Source organism: Microvirga sp. 2MCAF35 (assembly GCF_052115545.1).
In the GTDB taxonomy this organism is placed as follows: Bacteria; Pseudomonadota; Alphaproteobacteria; order Rhizobiales; family Beijerinckiaceae; genus Microvirga.
Window position 1 is genome coordinate 23,508 of the sequence record NZ_JBFRGW010000040.1, and the last position, 15,075, is coordinate 38,582.

Sequence of the window (15,075 nt, forward strand, 5' to 3'; positions counted from 1 at the left end):
ATTGCTGCGTAGTGAGGCTTCGCAGGATGGACCTTCCAAGGGTTCAAACGCATCCAGTTGGCCGAGGCCGTAAAACGCAGGCGCGCGTTCACCCGTTGTCCGATCCTATCGATCGAGCCCGATGAAAGATTGCCTCACATCAGGTTCTCCAGCGTGATCGGAAGACGCCGGATGCGCTTGCCGGTTGCGTGGAACACGGCATTGGCGATCGCTGGCGCCACACCGACAATCGCAAGCTCGCCGACAGCCTTTCCACCCAGGGGTGTCGCGTCGAAATCGGGCACTCCGACAGAGATGGTTTCGATGTGCGGGATGTCGGCATTCGTCGCGATCCGGTAATCGGCAAGGTTTGCGCTCAGGATGCGTCCGTTGCGCGGATCGGTGATGCCTTCCTCGAGGAGCGCCATGCCGATTCCCATCACGATTCCGCCCTTGAACTGGCTGTCGGCAAGCTTCGGATTGTAAAGCCGCCCGGCATCGAGCGCGGAGACAACGCGCGACACGCGGATCGTACCGAAATCCTCGTCCACCCTCACCTCAACGAAGTGGGCGCAGAACGAGTGACGGGATTTCGGGATGCTTGTCCCCCTCTCCATTCCGGCCATGGTGGTGAAGAACTTCAGCCGCTCGGTGCTTGACCGCTCCTGCCTCGGCAACGTGTCGCGCGTCACCTCAAGGACATCCCGCCCCGTCGCTGCCATCAATTCGGCAATGCTGATCCCGTCGCCGCTCGGCGGCGCGATCCTCCCGCCTTCGATGATGAGAGTGTTGGCCCGATCACGCAGGGGCGAGTTGGGGTCCGTGAGGCCGAGTGCAATCAGCTCCTCGCGCGCGGCAAGCGCGGTCGTGTGGACGGCTGCGGTCATCAGGTTGGCAAGCTGAGATCCGCCGGCGACCGGTGCGCGGGGCAGACGCGAATCTCCGAGCTTCGTCGTCACCTGTTCGACGGGGACGCCAAGCGCATCGGCGGCCGTCTGTGCGAGGATCGTGTACGTGCCCGTTCCCATGTCGATGGCACTCGACAGCACCTCGACGGAGCCATCGGCAAGGATTCTCACCATCGCCTCTCCGGGACTCGAATAGACCGGATGCGTCCCGCAGGCCATGCCCCAGCCGATCAGCTGTCGGCCCTCCCGCATGGACCGCGGCACGGGATTGCGCTGCGCCCAGCCGAACGCCTCCCCTCCCGCTGCATAGGCCTCCCGAAGGCGTCGCGACGACCATGGCTTGCCGGTTTCGGGATCGAAGTCCGGCTCATTGCGCAGACGCAGTTCCACAGGGTCGAGACCGAGTTCGATGGCCAATTCGTCCATCGCGCATTCGAGCGCGAAGGCGCTCGGGTTCTTGCCCGGTGCGCGAAAGGCGCCCGGGGTCACCGTATTCACCGGCACGATGCGCTGGCGCGAGCGGAAGTTCGGAACGGCATACATCATCGACGTGACGACACCCAGCGTCTCGATGAACGTCGCGTTTGCGGCGGTTTCGTTCGCACCGTCGTGGTCAATCGCGACGAGTCTGCCATCCTTTGTGGCGCCGAGCTTCAGCGTCTGTCGGGTGGCCGGCCGGCCGCCATAGGCGGTGAAGGTCTGCGGCCGCGATACGGCGAGCTTCACCGGTCGGCGCAGCATCCGGGCCGCAATGGCGGCCGCGGCCGAATACGGCAGCGCCTGGCCCTTGGAGCCGAACCCGCCGCCGACGAACGGCGAGACGACGCGCACATTCTCGAACGGCAGGTCAAACCATGTCGCGTAGTGGTTGGCCATCCCGTCGACCCACTGGCTCGGCTCGTAGATGGTGAGGCGGTCATCGGCCTCCCAATGGGCAATCAAACCATGCGGCTCGATCGGAACATTGTATTCCCGCGGCGTCTCGTATGTCGCCTCGATCACCACGGGCGCTTCTGCGAGCGCATCATCCGGGTCACCCCAGTCCTTGTCGAGGGGAACCGGGTTGCCGTGACCGGCTCGAGGATCATCATATGTTGCAATGACAGAATCGGGCTCGACCTCGACGCGCACGAGCTGCGCCGCCGTCTGAGCCTGCTCCAGCGTGTCCGCCACAACGGCCGCAACAATCTCGCCGTTGTGGCGGATCTCGGTCGCAAATGGGGTGTAATCGTCGCCTTCCGGCTTGTTGCCGAAGAAGTCCGGTTGCGACCGGAGCTTCAGGCTGTTGCCCGCATCGAGCACGAGGTGCACACCCGGACTTGCCTCCGCGGCGCTTCGGTCGATCGCCACAACCCGCCCTGCCCCAACCGTGGACTGGACGATCACGCAATGAAGAAGGCTCTCCAGTCGATGCTCCAGGGCGTAGGTCGCAGCGCCTTGAACCTTGAGAGGCCCGTCCGTACGGACGATCTCACGACCAAGCGGACCACGGGACGGGGACCCGTCCGAGGCATCGCCATGCTTCGCCCGAGGTTCGATGACGGTCATTGGATGCCTCCAGCCTTGAGGATCGCCCGGGCGACGACGCGGGGCGCAAGATTGATCTTGTAGGCGTTGCCGCCATTGGACTTCGCGTCATCGACTGAAGCGACGCTTGCCTCGCGAACCGTGCCTTCATCCAGGCGGCGGCCACGCAAGGCATCCTCGACAGCGATGGCGCGCCACGGCTTCGTGGCGATGCCGCCAAGCGCAACGCGAATGTCCCGGATCGTCAATCCGTCGGAATCGAGTTCCAGCCCGACAGCAGCGCTCGCTGCCGCGAACTCATAGGATTGGCGGTCACGGATCTTCAGATAGATGGAGTTCACGGCAAGGGGCGTTGCCGGGACCGCAACGGCCGTGATGATTTCGCCGCGCTCCAGAATGGTCTCCCGCTCAGGTGTGGCCCCAGGCGCCAGGAAGAACGCCTCGATCGGGATGGAGCGCATATTCGTTTGGATGGTCGCATTCAGAGCCGTCAGTGCAACGGCAAGATCGCCAGGGTAGAGAGCGATGCAATGGTCGCTGGTGCCGAGGACCGCATGATCGCGGGTGATCCCACCGATCGCCGAGCAGCCGGTGCCCGGATCACGCTTGTTGCAGGCCGGAAAACCTGCTGGATCGCGAAAGTATGGGCAGCGGGTGCGCTGAAGCAGATTGCCGCCGATCGTCGCCATATTGCGCAGTTGCGCCGAGGCCGCCGAGAGCAATGATTCCGCGATGGCGGGATAATGCCGCTGGATAGCTTGATCCTCCGCCACGCGGCTCATGGTGGCGAGTGCCCCGATCGTTGCTCCGCTCTCACCAATGGTGATCGTGTTCAGGCCGGGAAGTCGTGTCAGATCGATCACTGCTTCCGGGCGTGCAACCTCGCATTTGGCAAGGTCGAGAAGCGTCGTGCCACCGGCCAGCAGCATCGCGCCGGGGCGCCGGGCAAGGGTTGCAGCCTCGTCCAGGCTGGTTGCGCGGGAATAATCGAAGTTCATCATGCCGCTGACTCCGCCACCTTGCGCACGGCCGATACGATATTGGGATAAGCGCCGCAGCGGCAGAGATTGCCCGCCATGAACTCGCGGATTTCGTCGTCAGAGCCGGCATGTCCCTCGCGAATGCACGCAACCGCCGACATGATCTGCCCCGGCGTGCAGTAGCCGCATTGAAAGGCGTCTTCTTCCATGAAGGCCTGCTGGACCGGGTGCGGCGTGCCATCCGGACCCGTCAGGCCCTCGATGGTTGTGATCGCGCAGCCCTCGGCCTGGAACGCAAGTGTCAGGCAGGCGAGCACCCGTTGTCCGTCCACATGCACCGTGCACGCGCCGCATTGGCCCTGATCGCAGCCCTTCTTGGTGCCGGTCAGGTGAAGGTGCTCCCGCAGGGCATCGAGCAACGTCACACGGGGCTCCAGGGTCAGTACCCGCTCCTCCCCGTTGATATCTAGTTTCACTGGCCTCACACTCGCCATGAGCTATCTCCCTTGGGCCTGGGTTCCTCCCCTGTGTTTCAGGGATGGACCGTCCTGTGCCCTTGCCTGCCGATGACAGGTGGACATTTGAGTGCAATAAGATCCTTGGGAGGCCCATAAACGGAGGCCCCTCCGGTTAGATCGAGATAGTGGCTTCGCATAATGGATCAAGACCGGTCCTGAGAAATTTGTAGAGAGTTGGGAACGGACGGGTTTGGTGCGATCAGACAGGGATTCTCACGAGCAGGCTTCGACGGCCACGAAACCATTGCGGGCGGATGCGCGCCGCAATCGCGACCGACTGATCGAGGTTGCGGCCGAGGCCTTTGCAAGCTCAGGCGTCGATGCCTCGCTGGAGGCGATCGCCCGCGAGGCCGGTGTCGGGCCGGGAACCCTGTATCGCCATTTTCCCACCCGCGAAGTGCTGATCGAGGCCGTCTATCGCCGCGAGGTGGAGGGGCTCGTTGCAGCGGCGAAGGAGTTGGCCCTCACCCACGAACCCGATGAGGCCCTGGCTGAATGGATGCAACGATTCGTCGGGTACATGGCGACCAAGCGCGGGATGCGCGACAGCCTGCGGCTTCTCCTCGAATCGAATTCGCCGCTCTTTGCGCAGACCTCCGGCGTTGTCCCTCTAGCATTCAAATCTCTGATGGAAAGAGCAGCACGGGCGGGGACGATCCGGCCGGATGCGAACAGCGCTGACGTCCTGCATGCGCTCTCGAGCATTTACTCTGCGTCGGACGGGCCGGATTGGCAGGATCGCTCCAGGAGGCTCGTCGGCCTCATCATGGATGGGCTCCGCTATGGAGCCCCGCAAACATCGTCATAGAGCTTCCTCTCACTGAGGCGGCCTGAGCGGGGTCAATCAGCCTGGACCACGAGGCTCGCCAAGGTCACCCGTCCATCGGACCTGTAGTGGTTGACGTGCTCCGTGGCGAGACATTGGCCAGCCTGATACACTTTCACGCCCGCAACGGATCCGGCGCCCTCCAACTCAGCGATGATGAAGTCGCGCTCCACATTGGTATCCGAGTCCGTGGCGTGGGTGACCTGGAATGTGAGCCAGGTCACGGACAGACCCGTATCTCGCGTGCCCGCTCCGACCCACAGGACACGTTCGTCATCGGGTGGACGGTCGGTGTTCAGCCAGAAGCCTGCCGATCCCCCTGCCCATGTGCTTTCGGCTCGTGCGATGCTCAAGGACCAGAACCGGATGTGATGCCGCTTGCGTGGACTGTCGCCGATCGCCTTCTGGAACCCGATGTCCTGGCGACGTCCGAACAGATAGAGGGTGCTGAACGGGGCCGTGGGATAGGGTGAGTTGAACACGAAGGCGCGGATCATGCCCCATGAACTGGCCAGGCCCAATCGGTCGGCCTCCGACCAGCCAAGAGCCGCAAAGGCCGCGCGTAGCTGTGAGAGTGTTCCCACAAGCGCCACGTTGACGGGATCGCCCGGCAGTCCGTCGCCCGTTGTCGTGAAGCTGGGCACCCGCTTCCGGTGGAGAAGCTTGAGGCCCATGCGAATGATCCACGGAAGAATGAGATAGGCGCCGATGGCATAAGTGAGGCCGACGGCCAGGATCCATGGCAGCCTTTGGTCCGCGGTGTCGAAGACCACGAAGACGATCAGCCAGACAGAGAAGATGCCCAGCCCGAGAATGACGAGCCGTTGCAGGAGGCGGTTCAGCAATCGCATGATCCTCACGTCCTCACGATCGGCGCGGCGGTGACGAGATGATGCTGCTCTGACTGGGGCGTTTCGTCCAGAGGCCATTTGGCGGCATCTGGCCCTGTCTATCGAAGCGAACCTTAATGATCATCGCCCCGATTCCGTGGCCGGGCGTCAAACGAAGGAAATCAGGCCGCTGAGGATGGAGGGCCAAGCCACAGCCTTTACACGGCCTGCGGCGGGCGCAGCCGGCCGGCGATGGTACCGGCCGGCTGCCATTGCGCTCACGAGACCTTGGGCAGAGTAATCGAACCGGAGTTCCTGCTTCCGTAGCGCTCTGCCGGAAAACGGCGAGACAGGTTGGGGCCAAGCGCTGCGCGGGCCGTTTTGAAATCGGTCCAGTCGGCGATGTCCGGCAGCGAGGGAATCGTGACGCGCTCTCCCTGATCGAGACCCGCAAGAGCGGCATCGACCATGTCGCCGGTCTCCATCACGTTTTCCTGCGGGAGGGTGTCGATGTCGATTCCCCCCTTCGCCCACAGCTCCGTGCGCGTGGCGCCCGGCAGCACCGCCTGCACGCGCACGCCGTAGGGAGAGAGTTCGCTGTCGAGCCCCTCGCTGAAGGCGAGCACATACGCCTTGCTGGCGCCGTAGCCGACACTGATAACAGGCTGATCCCCACGAATGCCGGCCACCGAGGCGATGTTGATGATATCGCCCTTTTGCCGTTGCGCGAGGCCCGGCGCAACCGCCCGGGCCAGGCGTGTCGCCACCACGACGTTGAGCTGGATCATCGCATCGAGACGATCGGGATCCATGCTGATCGTCGGGCGGCAACCGCAATGCCGGCATTGTTGACCAGCATGGTGATGTCATCCGCCTGCAGTCGCGCCTCCACCTTCCGGGTGTCGCCAGCCTCAGAAAGGTCAGCCGGCAGCACCTCGACCGTTACGCCGGTCTCATTCCGCAGGCGAGACGCGAGCGCGTTCAGCTTCGCCTCGTCGCGGGCGACCAGGACGAGATCGTATCCCCGCCGGGCGAGACGATCCGCGTAGACGGCTCCGATGCCCGCTGAAGCGCCGGTGATCAGTGCCGTTCCTTGTGCTTGGCTCATGATGGTTTCCCTTCGATCTGGGAGAGCGCGCAGCTGAACAAATGAAACAGCAGGGCCTCTCAGTTAGATGATGGTTGACATATAATATGATGGGCATAATGTAAAGGCCGACCAGACATGAGGAATGAGGATGCGCTACGAGAAGGGTCACAAGGAACAGACGCGTAAACGGGTGCTCGATGTGGCGGCTGCGCGAATCCGGGCCCAGGGCATCGGGGCCACGGGCGTTGCGGGTCTCATGGCCGATGCAGGCCTCACCCATGGCGGCTTCTATGCCCACTTCAAATCGAAGGACGATCTCGTTCGAGCGGCCATCGCCGAAGCTAATGCGCGCAGCCGGGAGACGTGGGTGAAGGAAGTGAAGGCCGCCAAGGAGCGGGGCGAGGACGGGCTGGAAGCCATCATCCGCCGATACCTGCGAGCAGCGCATCGCGACGGGCCGGAGGCCGGCTGCTCTATCGCAGCATTGGCGCAGGAAGTCGCCCGCGACGATCCCAAGACCCGGGATGTCATGGCTCACGGGGCGGACGAGATGGCGGCGATGATTGCATCCGAGCTGCCCTCTTCCCTTCCGGAGGCCAAGGCGCGTGAAACAGCTTACGCCATCTTCGGCCTCCTGATCGGAACGTTGCAGCTTGCCCGCGTCACAACCGACAAGGCCCACTCCGAGGCCATTCTGCGATCGGGTCAGGACGCCGCTCTGCGCCTCGCGCGCCGGGATGCATGATCGCCTCCCCTATGCACCGACTTCCCGGGGACCGCATGAGACGGCGTTCGACGATGCCGGTTTCGCATCCCGTTTCAGACGCAAGGAGCGTCCCATGATCTCGTCCGCTGTCGCCGCCGGGCTCGCCCGTCGCAACATCCATTACGGCTGGATGGTCGTTGCGGTGACGTTCCTCACCATGCTCGTCACCGCTGGCGCGGTCGGCGCCCCCGGCGTGCTCATCCTGCCCCTGCAGCAGGAATTCGGATGGAAGACAGCGGAGATCTCCACCGCACTTGCCGTCCGCCTGCTGCTCTTCGGCCTGATGGGTCCCTTCGCGGCGGCACTCATGAACCGTTACGGCGTCAGGCGGATGGCCCTCTCGGCTCTCTCGGTTATCGCAGCCGGACTGTTGCTGTCGTTAGCCATGACGCAGGTCTGGCAGCTCATCCTGCTCTGGGGCTTCGTCGTGGGCTTCGGCACGGGCCTGACGGCCCTGGTGCTCGGCGCCACCGTTGCAACACGCTGGTTCTCGGAGCGGCGCGGGCTGGTGATTGGCCTGCTCACCGCCAGTTCGGCCACCGGTCAGCTCGTCTTCCTGCCGCTGCTCGCCAACCTAACGGAGCGGCTTGGATGGCGGCCCGCCGTTGCGCTCATCTGCGGCTTACTCGCCCTGGCAGCGCTCCTCGTCTTTGCTTTCATGCGCGACCGGCCCTCCGACCTGGGTCTTGCGGCTTACGGGGAAAGGCAGGGTGCCTCCGGCGTGTCTGCGTCTGCGGGCGCCACCTCGCCGATCGCGGCGCTGAAAGATGCCATTAGAACACGTGAGTTCTGGGTATTGTTCGGCACCTTCTTCATCTGCGGCGCCAGTACCAATGGCCTGATCCAGACGCATTTCATCCCGCTCTGCGCCGATTACGGTCTGGCGGCCGTGGGTGCTGCGAGCGTTCTGGCCATGATGGGCGTGTTCGACTTCTTCGGCACTGTTGGATCGGGCTGGCTGTCCGATCGCTATGACAACCGCTGGCTGCTCTTCTGGTATTACGGTCTGCGCGGTCTCTCGCTGCTCTACCTCCCCTTCACCGACTTCTCGTTCTACGGCCTGTCTCTCTTTGCCGTCTTCTACGGACTCGACTGGATCGCCACCGTTCCGCCGACCGTGAAGCTGACGGCGATGAAGTTCGGACGTGAGCGTGCCAACCTCGTGTTCGGATGGGTCTTCGCCGGCCATCAGCTCGGAGCCGCAACGGCGGCCTTCGGCGGCGGTCTCTCACGCACGACACTCGATACTTACCTTCCGGCTTTCTTCGCAGCCGGCGGCCTGTGCCTCATCGCGGCCTCGCTCGTCCTGACGTTGGCGACGGGGACGGAGAAGCAGGTTGCCGCCGCGGCTGCGCCTGCAGGAGGATAGGTTTTGTCTGCTGTGACTTACGGCATTAGCCGAAAGAAAATGGACCGGGCGGCTCCAGCACAATCACCGCCCGACCGCTGGTGATGTCCGTCAGCATGCGGGCGATCTGTGTGGCCGTCGCTTCGGGGAGGTCGACCGTCAACGTTGCACCTGTCCCGATGAAGTTCTCCTGGCGAATCCGAGCGCCGGCAGTGCTGGCCAGCCGTGCCTGCACCAAAGCCAGATCGGAAAACGTCACAGTAATGGTAGCTTCGCGAACGGCCAGGATCTCGATCAGCTTGCCGGCGCGCAGACAGGCGGCCGCGGTCCCGCCGTAAGCCCGGATCAGACCGCCGCTGCCGAGAAGAACCCCTCCGAACCAGCGGGTTACGACAACCGCGACATTGTCCAGCGATAGCCGATCCATGGCCTGCAGGATTGGCTTGCCGGCGGTACCGCTGGGTTCACCATCATCGCTGCAGCGATAGTTCTGACCCACCCGCCAGGCCCAGCAATTGTGATTGGCCCCGGGATCGGAATGCACGGCGATGAAGTCCTTGGCAGCGTGCTCGTTCGCAACCGGAGCGCCCGTCGCAACGAACCGGCTCTTCTTGATGATTTGTTCAAGCGAGGTAGAGCGTTCCAAGGTCAACATGGGGAAGGATTGTATAAGCCCAGCGGCCTGATGGGACCAGGGCATAGCCTCAGGAGGATCGGGTCGGATCGGTCAGCGGGTCGGCCAGATCATGAACACGCGGCTCTGCCCCCCAACTCGGCCCACTAATCTGACGTTCGATCATGCGATGCACACGCGGCAGGTCCGGGCCCTGATGCAGTTCCCGGAGCCGTTCTCCTACAGCAGCGTCGGCCTGAGTGATGCGTTGGTTATGCCGCACATAGTCCAGCCATGTGGGATTATGATAGCGCTCGATCCAAATCTCCGGATGCTCCAGATCCCGCAGCAACGTCCAATGGCGTGCGCCGTCCCGGCGCCGGATCCGGCGCCGCTCAGCCATCACGGATAGGAAGGCGGCTACGTCCACTCCCCGGATCCTGTACTCGATCGTGATCACGATCGGGCCGCTGCGCGGTAAAATAGCGACGGCAAGATCAGGCTCCGTCCACCGGTTCAGAGGATCGAGGTTGAGTGCTTTCAACTCGGGCAGCGGGAGGCGCAGGCCAAGGGCCGCTCCGACAACCAGGACGCCCGCAGCGATCAGGAGAGCGTCCGCAGTTCCAACCTGCTCGGCCGCGATGCCCCAGATCCAGCTGCCGACGGCCATCCCGCCAAAAGTTGCCATCTGGTATAGCGCCAGAGCGCGCCCGACCACCCAGCGCGGCGAGGACAGCTGCACGGTGGCATTGAAGCTTGCGAGCGCCAGGACCCAACTCGCTCCTCCCAGAGCCATCGCGATCATCGTCAGGAGCGCGAAGGAGCTCAGTCCAGCGACGGCTGCACACACGGCGAAGCTGATGAAGGCAATGCGAACGAGAGCTTCAAGCGTCAGAGCCCTTCTCAGGCGGGTGCTGAGGAGAGCGCCGCCGACCGCGCCGATGCCAAAAGCACCCAGCAAGAGGCCATAGGTGAGCGGTCCTCCTTGGATCAGGTCTCGCGCGATCAGTGGCATCAGGGCTTGGATGGCGATCGCAGCAACACCGAACACGGCTCCTCGCAAGAGCACAACACTCAAATTGGGAGACATGGTCACATAGCGGATCCCTGCCGCCATGGCCGATCCGAGGGTCTCGGGTGGCAAAACCCGGGGCGCGCGAACCGGTCGCCAGCGCGCCAGCACGGCAATCAGTCCGAGATAGCTGATCGCATTGACGGCAAAGGCAGCAAAGGCACCGACCGTTGCGACGATGACGCCCCCGAGCGCCGGCCCGACGCTGCGGGCAATGTTGAAACCCATGCTGTTGAGGGCAATCGCAGTCGGCAGGTCGGAGCGGGGCACCATCTCCCCTACCAGCGACTGCCAAGCGGGTCCGTTGAGCGCCGTGCCGCAGCCGACCAGGAATGTGAAGGTGAGGAGAAGCCAGGGTGTCACCAGATCGAAATAGGCGCACAGGGTCAGGGCGATCGACACGACCAACAGGAAGAGCTGCGCGGCGAGCATCAGCTTGCGCCGGTCGAAGTTGTCGGCGATGGCCCCGGCCATGAGCGAGAACAGCATGATCGGGAGCGTTGTGGAGGCCTGTACGAGGGCGATGAGGTCGGCCGATGCGCCGATGGAGGTCATCAGCCAGGCTGCACCAACCGACTGGATCAATCCGCCGAAGTTGGAGGCAAGGCTCGCAGTCCAAACAGCCAGAAAGATGCGATGCCGGAAGGGCGAAAGTGAGGATGCCCGTCGGCCGGATCCTTCAGCGTTGGTTATCGGCATGGAAGACTCGGTTGGAGGTTAGGGCCAGAGCCAGCCCAAGGGCGACTAGGTAGGGCTTACAGCGGCGCCTACCAGGATATAATCGAGCCGTCGAGCAGGCTATGAGTGGGATAGGCCCACGGTGCATGTTCAGGTATCAGAGGAGAGCGGCTCGCCGGCCAGCAGCATCGCCTCCAATCTAGCCTCATTCTCTAGGGGCGGACAATCCTCCGGCGCCGGGGTCGAAGACGATGCGGCCAAGTCAGCGGGCTGATAGGCCCCTGCCTGCCGTGTCCTTTGCTGAACGATCTGATGCATGCGAGCCAGGGCTCCCTGAACTTCGGGACGGTTGATCACTTCCCTCGCAGAGAACTCATGCCGACACAGACGACAGGTCAGATCGGCTCCAAATCGAAGTTTCCGAAGCCGGACCTTGAAAGGCTGCTCGCAGTGAGGACAGGCGAGACTGATCCGTGCACTCCCATGATCTTCGAACAACCCGCTCCCTCCCGTTAAGGTTAACCCAGAAGCCCTGAAGCATGGCAGTAAGGCGACAAGGAGGCATCGGCAGGCTTGGGCTTGCCAAGCGAACCGTGTGACGGCAATCTCCAGCTCAACAAAACAGTCAGCGGGTGTATGCCGGAGGATTCTCTCGTCGGGCAACATGACAAGGGAGACTGCCACATCATGATCATGGACGGTAAGAAATCCGATGTCGGAGAGAGAGACGGGGGAGCTTTGCTCGGGCACCGGGCGGGGCTTCTCAGCCGCCGGTCGTTTCTGATCGGCTCGGCCGCAGGTGTCGGCGCGCTGGGGCTGGCCGGTTGCGTGACATCCGACGGCATGAGCTTCGCCGAGGCGTCGAAGGTCTACGGTCCGATGCCCGATGAGAAGTTCCCGATCCCGGCAGTCGATGTCAGCAAGGTCGATCCGAAATATTATCGCAAGACGGTTCGCTACGACACCAAAGAGGCGCCCGGTACGATCATCGTCGATCCTGCCAATTACTACGTTTACCGCATCGAAGAAGGCGGAAATGCCACGCGCTATGGTGCCAATGTCGGCCGCGACGGGTTCCGGTGGAGCGGCGATGCCTATGTCGGGCGCAAGGGCGAGTGGGCAACCTGGACCCCGCCCAAGGAGATGATCCGGCGCCAGCCCGAGGCGGCCAAGTACGCCGGCGGCATGCCGGGCGGCCTCGACAATCCGCTCGGCGCCCGCACGCTTTATCTCTATCAGAACGGCGCTTACACGCTCTACACGATCTACGCCAGCAGCGATGCCGAATCGATCGGCAGCGGCATCACGAGCGGCTGCGTCGGCCTCCTCAGTCAGGATATGATTCACCTGTACGACCGTACGCCGGTCAAGACGAAGGTGGTCGTCCTGCCGGCATAGCAAGGCGCAAGCGCATCGTGCGGCCTCGTTCCTGAAGCCTGAGCAATGGTGCGGGATCGGTTCCCCACAGACGGAGGGCCGCACCTCAAGGATGCAGGCGCGTGCCCTTCATTGCTTTGTCGATTTCCTTCTTCGGACCGTAGAGTGCGAGGCCGACGAGGTCCGGAGCATCAGCCGGTTCCGATCGGAAAACCGCACGGTTGGCAGCGTCATACCCGGTCTCGAACATGGCTCGGACATAGGCGCTACGCGTGAGCTTCCGCTCGAGTGACTGCCTCCAGGCACGATGCAGGACCTCTGTCGAAGCTGCAAGGATGAGGATCGGCTGGCCGAGAAGGCGTCCGTGGAAGCGCCCCGCAGCGTCTTCGTAGGGCTCGCCCATGGCCTCAGGAACAGCGCCAGCAATGCCCGTCGCGAGAAAAGCGGTGACATTCAGCTTCTGCCACACGGCCAGATCTTCGTGAACGAGGATTGTTACCTTCGTGTCGAACATTAACGTCTCCCGTCGATTACCTGCTGGAAGCGTTACCAGACGCTGCCCTCCCCGTCTGGAACGTTCGTGCGCCCCATGCGGTAGGCCGCAGGGGTGAGGCCGTAGGCCCGGCGAAACCAGCGCCCAAGATGGCTCTGGTCGGCGAAGCCGCTCGCGAGGGCCGCCTCCGCCGGCGGGAGTGCCCTATCCAAGATATTTCCCTTGGGCTTCACCGACGGTGAGGCTCAGGGACTGGGCGTGACGGATTCGACGACCTAACGAGGAAACTCAAGGCCTGGAGCAACCGACAAGATGCGATTACGCTTCCTGCAGCGCCTGTTACGGGGCTACGCCAATGGGGACTATCCCGTGCCAGATGGCGAAGGCGACCGCACCACCTGCAAGCAGGATTAGCGGGTTAAGCTTGGGACGCAAGGCCAGGATCACGGCCGCCATGCCTGCAATAACCCAAGACGGGATACCTGCCCCCGCAACCCTGAAGATTGCGACCACACCGGCCAGGATCAGCCCTGCCCCGATGGGGACGAGTCCGTTCTCCAGCGCCGTGTGCCAGTGGCGGCCACGATAATGGTTCCACATCTTCGTGACGCCATAGCAGACAAGCGAGGAGGGAACGAACAATGCGAGGGTCGCCACGATGGCACCCGTCCAGCCCGCTACCGTCCAGCCAAGCAAGGTCACGAGCATGGATCCCGGACCAGGCGCAGCACGAGCGATGGCGAAGAGGTCGATGAACTCCCGGGCGGAGACCCAGTGGTAGACCTCGACCGATTGATGCTGGATGCCGGCGAAGATGCTGGGGCCTCCGCCGATGGAGACCAGTGAGAACGGTACGAAAACGACGATCAAGGACCAAAGAACGTTCTCACGCATCGGACGAGGCCTGCCACCACGCGAAGGCGATGGACACGGGCGCTAGCCCTAGCACCACCGGCACTAACGGCCATTGCAGGAGCCCCACGGCCACAAAGGTCGCTATCAGAATCAGGAACGGCACAAGCCTGCGGCTCGCGCTGTAGGCGCCCTTCACGGCGACAACCAGGAGCAGCCCGATGGCAGCCGCTGCGGCGCCACTCATGCCACCCTGAATCCATGGCATCGTGGAAAGCTGAGAATAGGCCGACACCAGCGCAATCACGGCAAAGAAGGGGCCGATCACAAGGCCGGTGAGAGCGCAGATCGAACCTGCCGGCCCACGCAGTCGCTGGCCGATATAAACCGACAGGTTGGTAACGTTGGCTCCAGGCAGGATCTGAGAAAGGGCCAACCCGGAGAAGAAGTCATCATCACTCATCCAGCCCCGCAGCGTCACCACTTCACGATAGATCCAGCCTGAGAGCCCGCCGCCGAAGCTGAAGAGCCCCACGCGAAAAAACACGAGAAAAAGCGATATAAGGGGGACACGGGCCTGGATCGGGTTCATGAGATATCCGGAACGGAGCCTTCGGTACAGCCTGGAAGGATCTACGTCAGCGTCCGTCGTGCGCATCACCCGCCCTCCCGAGCACAGACTGTCCAATACTTTCTGCCGTACCGCTTCTGCAAGGGCGGGTTTCCTTCGTGCAACTCCCTTGCAACGCCACAAGGGAGCGGAGGCAGCGCAGCCCGCCCGCATTACAGCATGCGCGAAACCACTGAGGCCCGCATGTACGGCAAAAGAAATTGTCACCGGGCAAACACCGAGCTGCCTCTATGGAGACGGGCGGGGCAGCAGAGGTTCGACCATCGCAGGCACCTATTTGCAGCAGATTTGACAAGCCTGCCTGAGATCACAAAATTGTCACTATGTAACATCTTCTCCAGAGTTATGATTGTAAGCCGAGGAACGGCCGCTGCGTTAGAGCATCGAACGCAAAAGTGGGTACCCACTTTTGCGTGTAGAGATGCGCATAACGAAGACTTAGAGCATTTTCCGATCAGGCTGCATCGTAACCGGCGGCGTTGAAGTAATTTCTGCATTCGTCTGGCGTGAAGAGATCGATGATGTGACCGATGGCGGACCAGAGTCCTTCGACTGATCGTTCGGCCGCTTTCCGGAGCAGGGCCTTG

The 15,075-nt window shown here is 63.0% G+C and carries 14 protein-coding genes and 2 pseudogenes; 4 read left to right on the forward strand and 12 right to left on the reverse strand.

Translation table 11 applies throughout. The annotated features are described in order from the left end of the window. Window positions 1-134: 134 nt before the first annotated feature. From AB4097_RS17560 to AB4097_RS17570, 3 genes are read right to left on the reverse strand one after another with little or no spacing between them, the layout of a single operon-like run. Window positions 135-2,435: a xanthine dehydrogenase family protein molybdopterin-binding subunit gene (locus tag AB4097_RS17560; RefSeq protein WP_442041884.1), complete on the reverse strand. Its 2,301-nt coding sequence runs from the start codon at window positions 2,433-2,435 to the stop codon at window positions 135-137. Further along, complete coding sequence (locus tag AB4097_RS17565; RefSeq protein WP_442041886.1) at window positions 2,432-3,415, reverse strand: FAD binding domain-containing protein; 984 nt, start codon at window positions 3,413-3,415, stop codon at window positions 2,432-2,434. Before AB4097_RS17565 ends, AB4097_RS17560 begins: the two co-directional genes overlap by 4 nt. Beyond that, window positions 3,412-3,888 (reverse strand): (2Fe-2S)-binding protein, encoded by a 477-nt coding sequence (locus tag AB4097_RS17570; protein ID WP_442041888.1) that lies wholly within the window; start codon window positions 3,886-3,888, stop codon window positions 3,412-3,414. The genes AB4097_RS17565 and AB4097_RS17570 overlap by 4 nt, the downstream gene beginning before the upstream one ends. 217 nt (window positions 3,889-4,105) lie before the next feature. On the opposite strand from AB4097_RS17570, the gene AB4097_RS17575 reads away from it, so the two are divergent. Then, window positions 4,106-4,720: a TetR/AcrR family transcriptional regulator gene (locus AB4097_RS17575; RefSeq protein ID WP_442041890.1), complete on the forward strand. Its 615-nt coding sequence runs from the start codon at window positions 4,106-4,108 to the stop codon at window positions 4,718-4,720. Between the two features lie 32 nt (window positions 4,721-4,752). Here AB4097_RS17575 and AB4097_RS17580 read toward each other — a convergent pair whose 3' ends face one another. Both AB4097_RS17580 and AB4097_RS17585 read right to left on the reverse strand, forming a co-directional pair. Continuing rightward, the gene (locus AB4097_RS17580; protein WP_442041892.1) at window positions 4,753-5,589 is read right to left on the reverse strand and encodes an LssY C-terminal domain-containing protein; all 837 of its coding nucleotides are present in this window, start codon (window positions 5,587-5,589) and stop codon (window positions 4,753-4,755) included. A 257-nt stretch (window positions 5,590-5,846) separates the two neighbouring features. Further along, window positions 5,847-6,676, reverse strand: a pseudogene (locus AB4097_RS17585) (SDR family NAD(P)-dependent oxidoreductase). A gap of 130 nt (window positions 6,677-6,806) precedes the next feature. Between AB4097_RS17585 and AB4097_RS17590 the strand changes: the two are divergent. Beyond that, entirely contained in the window at window positions 6,807-7,403 is a 597-nt protein-coding gene (locus tag AB4097_RS17590; RefSeq protein ID WP_442041894.1) for a TetR/AcrR family transcriptional regulator, read from the forward strand. 94 nt (window positions 7,404-7,497) lie between these two features. Continuing rightward, window positions 7,498-8,793, forward strand: coding sequence for an MFS transporter (locus tag AB4097_RS17595; RefSeq protein WP_442041896.1), 1,296 nt, complete (start codon window positions 7,498-7,500; stop codon window positions 8,791-8,793). A 25-nt stretch (window positions 8,794-8,818) separates the two neighbouring features. Here AB4097_RS17595 and AB4097_RS17600 read toward each other — a convergent pair whose 3' ends face one another. Then, complete coding sequence (locus AB4097_RS17600) at window positions 8,819-9,427, reverse strand: IMPACT family protein (RefSeq protein ID WP_442041898.1); 609 nt, start codon at window positions 9,425-9,427, stop codon at window positions 8,819-8,821. A gap of 49 nt (window positions 9,428-9,476) precedes the next feature. Then, window positions 9,477-11,156: an MFS transporter gene (locus AB4097_RS17605; protein ID WP_442041900.1), complete on the reverse strand. Its 1,680-nt coding sequence runs from the start codon at window positions 11,154-11,156 to the stop codon at window positions 9,477-9,479. 666 nt (window positions 11,157-11,822) lie between these two features. Between AB4097_RS17605 and AB4097_RS17610 the strand changes: the two genes are divergently transcribed. Next, window positions 11,823-12,533 carry a L,D-transpeptidase family protein gene (locus AB4097_RS17610; RefSeq protein WP_442041902.1) on the forward strand — a complete coding sequence of 237 codons (711 nt, stop codon included), beginning with the start codon at window positions 11,823-11,825 and terminating at the stop codon, window positions 12,531-12,533. Between the two features lie 85 nt (window positions 12,534-12,618). Here AB4097_RS17610 and AB4097_RS17615 read toward each other — a convergent pair whose 3' ends face one another. The 5 genes and pseudogenes from AB4097_RS17615 to AB4097_RS17635 form a co-directional block, all read right to left on the reverse strand. Then, entirely contained in the window at window positions 12,619-13,026 is a 408-nt protein-coding gene (locus tag AB4097_RS17615) for a DUF2000 family protein (protein WP_442041904.1), read from the reverse strand. A gap of 32 nt (window positions 13,027-13,058) precedes the next feature. Next, entirely contained in the window at window positions 13,059-13,217 is a 159-nt protein-coding gene (locus AB4097_RS17620; protein WP_442041906.1) for a helix-turn-helix domain-containing protein, read from the reverse strand. 127 nt (window positions 13,218-13,344) lie between these two features. After that, window positions 13,345-13,899, reverse strand: coding sequence for a chromate transporter (locus tag AB4097_RS17625; RefSeq protein ID WP_442041908.1), 555 nt, complete (start codon window positions 13,897-13,899; stop codon window positions 13,345-13,347). After that, the gene (locus AB4097_RS17630; RefSeq protein WP_442041910.1) at window positions 13,892-14,449 is read right to left on the reverse strand and encodes a chromate transporter; all 558 of its coding nucleotides are present in this window, start codon (window positions 14,447-14,449) and stop codon (window positions 13,892-13,894) included. The genes AB4097_RS17625 and AB4097_RS17630 overlap by 8 nt, the downstream gene beginning before the upstream one ends. 493 nt (window positions 14,450-14,942) lie before the next feature. Beyond that, window positions 14,943-15,075, reverse strand: a pseudogene (locus AB4097_RS17635) (IS630 family transposase); the annotation flags it as partial.

Bases quoted from the DNA above. Each gene is read 5' to 3' on its own strand.
- AB4097_RS17560 (WP_442041884.1), bottom strand. From the start codon at position 2,435: ATGACCGTCATCGAACCTCGGGCGAAGCATGGCGATGCCTCGGACGGG.
- AB4097_RS17565 (WP_442041886.1), bottom strand. From the start codon at position 3,415: ATGATGAACTTCGATTATTCCCGCGCAACCAGCCTGGACGAGGCTGCA.
- AB4097_RS17570 (WP_442041888.1), bottom strand. From the start codon at position 3,888: ATGGCGAGTGTGAGGCCAGTGAAACTAGATATCAACGGGGAGGAGCGG.
- AB4097_RS17580 (WP_442041892.1), bottom strand. From the start codon at position 5,589: ATGCGATTGCTGAACCGCCTCCTGCAACGGCTCGTCATTCTCGGGCTG.
- AB4097_RS17590 (WP_442041894.1), top strand. From the start codon at position 6,807: ATGCGCTACGAGAAGGGTCACAAGGAACAGACGCGTAAACGGGTGCTC.
- AB4097_RS17595 (WP_442041896.1), top strand. From the start codon at position 7,498: ATGATCTCGTCCGCTGTCGCCGCCGGGCTCGCCCGTCGCAACATCCAT.
- AB4097_RS17600 (WP_442041898.1), bottom strand. From the start codon at position 9,427: ATGTTGACCTTGGAACGCTCTACCTCGCTTGAACAAATCATCAAGAAG.
- AB4097_RS17605 (WP_442041900.1), bottom strand. From the start codon at position 11,156: ATGCCGATAACCAACGCTGAAGGATCCGGCCGACGGGCATCCTCACTT.
- AB4097_RS17610 (WP_442041902.1), top strand. From the start codon at position 11,823: ATGATCATGGACGGTAAGAAATCCGATGTCGGAGAGAGAGACGGGGGA.
- AB4097_RS17615 (WP_442041904.1), bottom strand. From the start codon at position 13,026: ATGTTCGACACGAAGGTAACAATCCTCGTTCACGAAGATCTGGCCGTG.
- AB4097_RS17625 (WP_442041908.1), bottom strand. From the start codon at position 13,899: ATGCGTGAGAACGTTCTTTGGTCCTTGATCGTCGTTTTCGTACCGTTC.
- AB4097_RS17630 (WP_442041910.1), bottom strand. From the start codon at position 14,449: ATGAACCCGATCCAGGCCCGTGTCCCCCTTATATCGCTTTTTCTCGTG.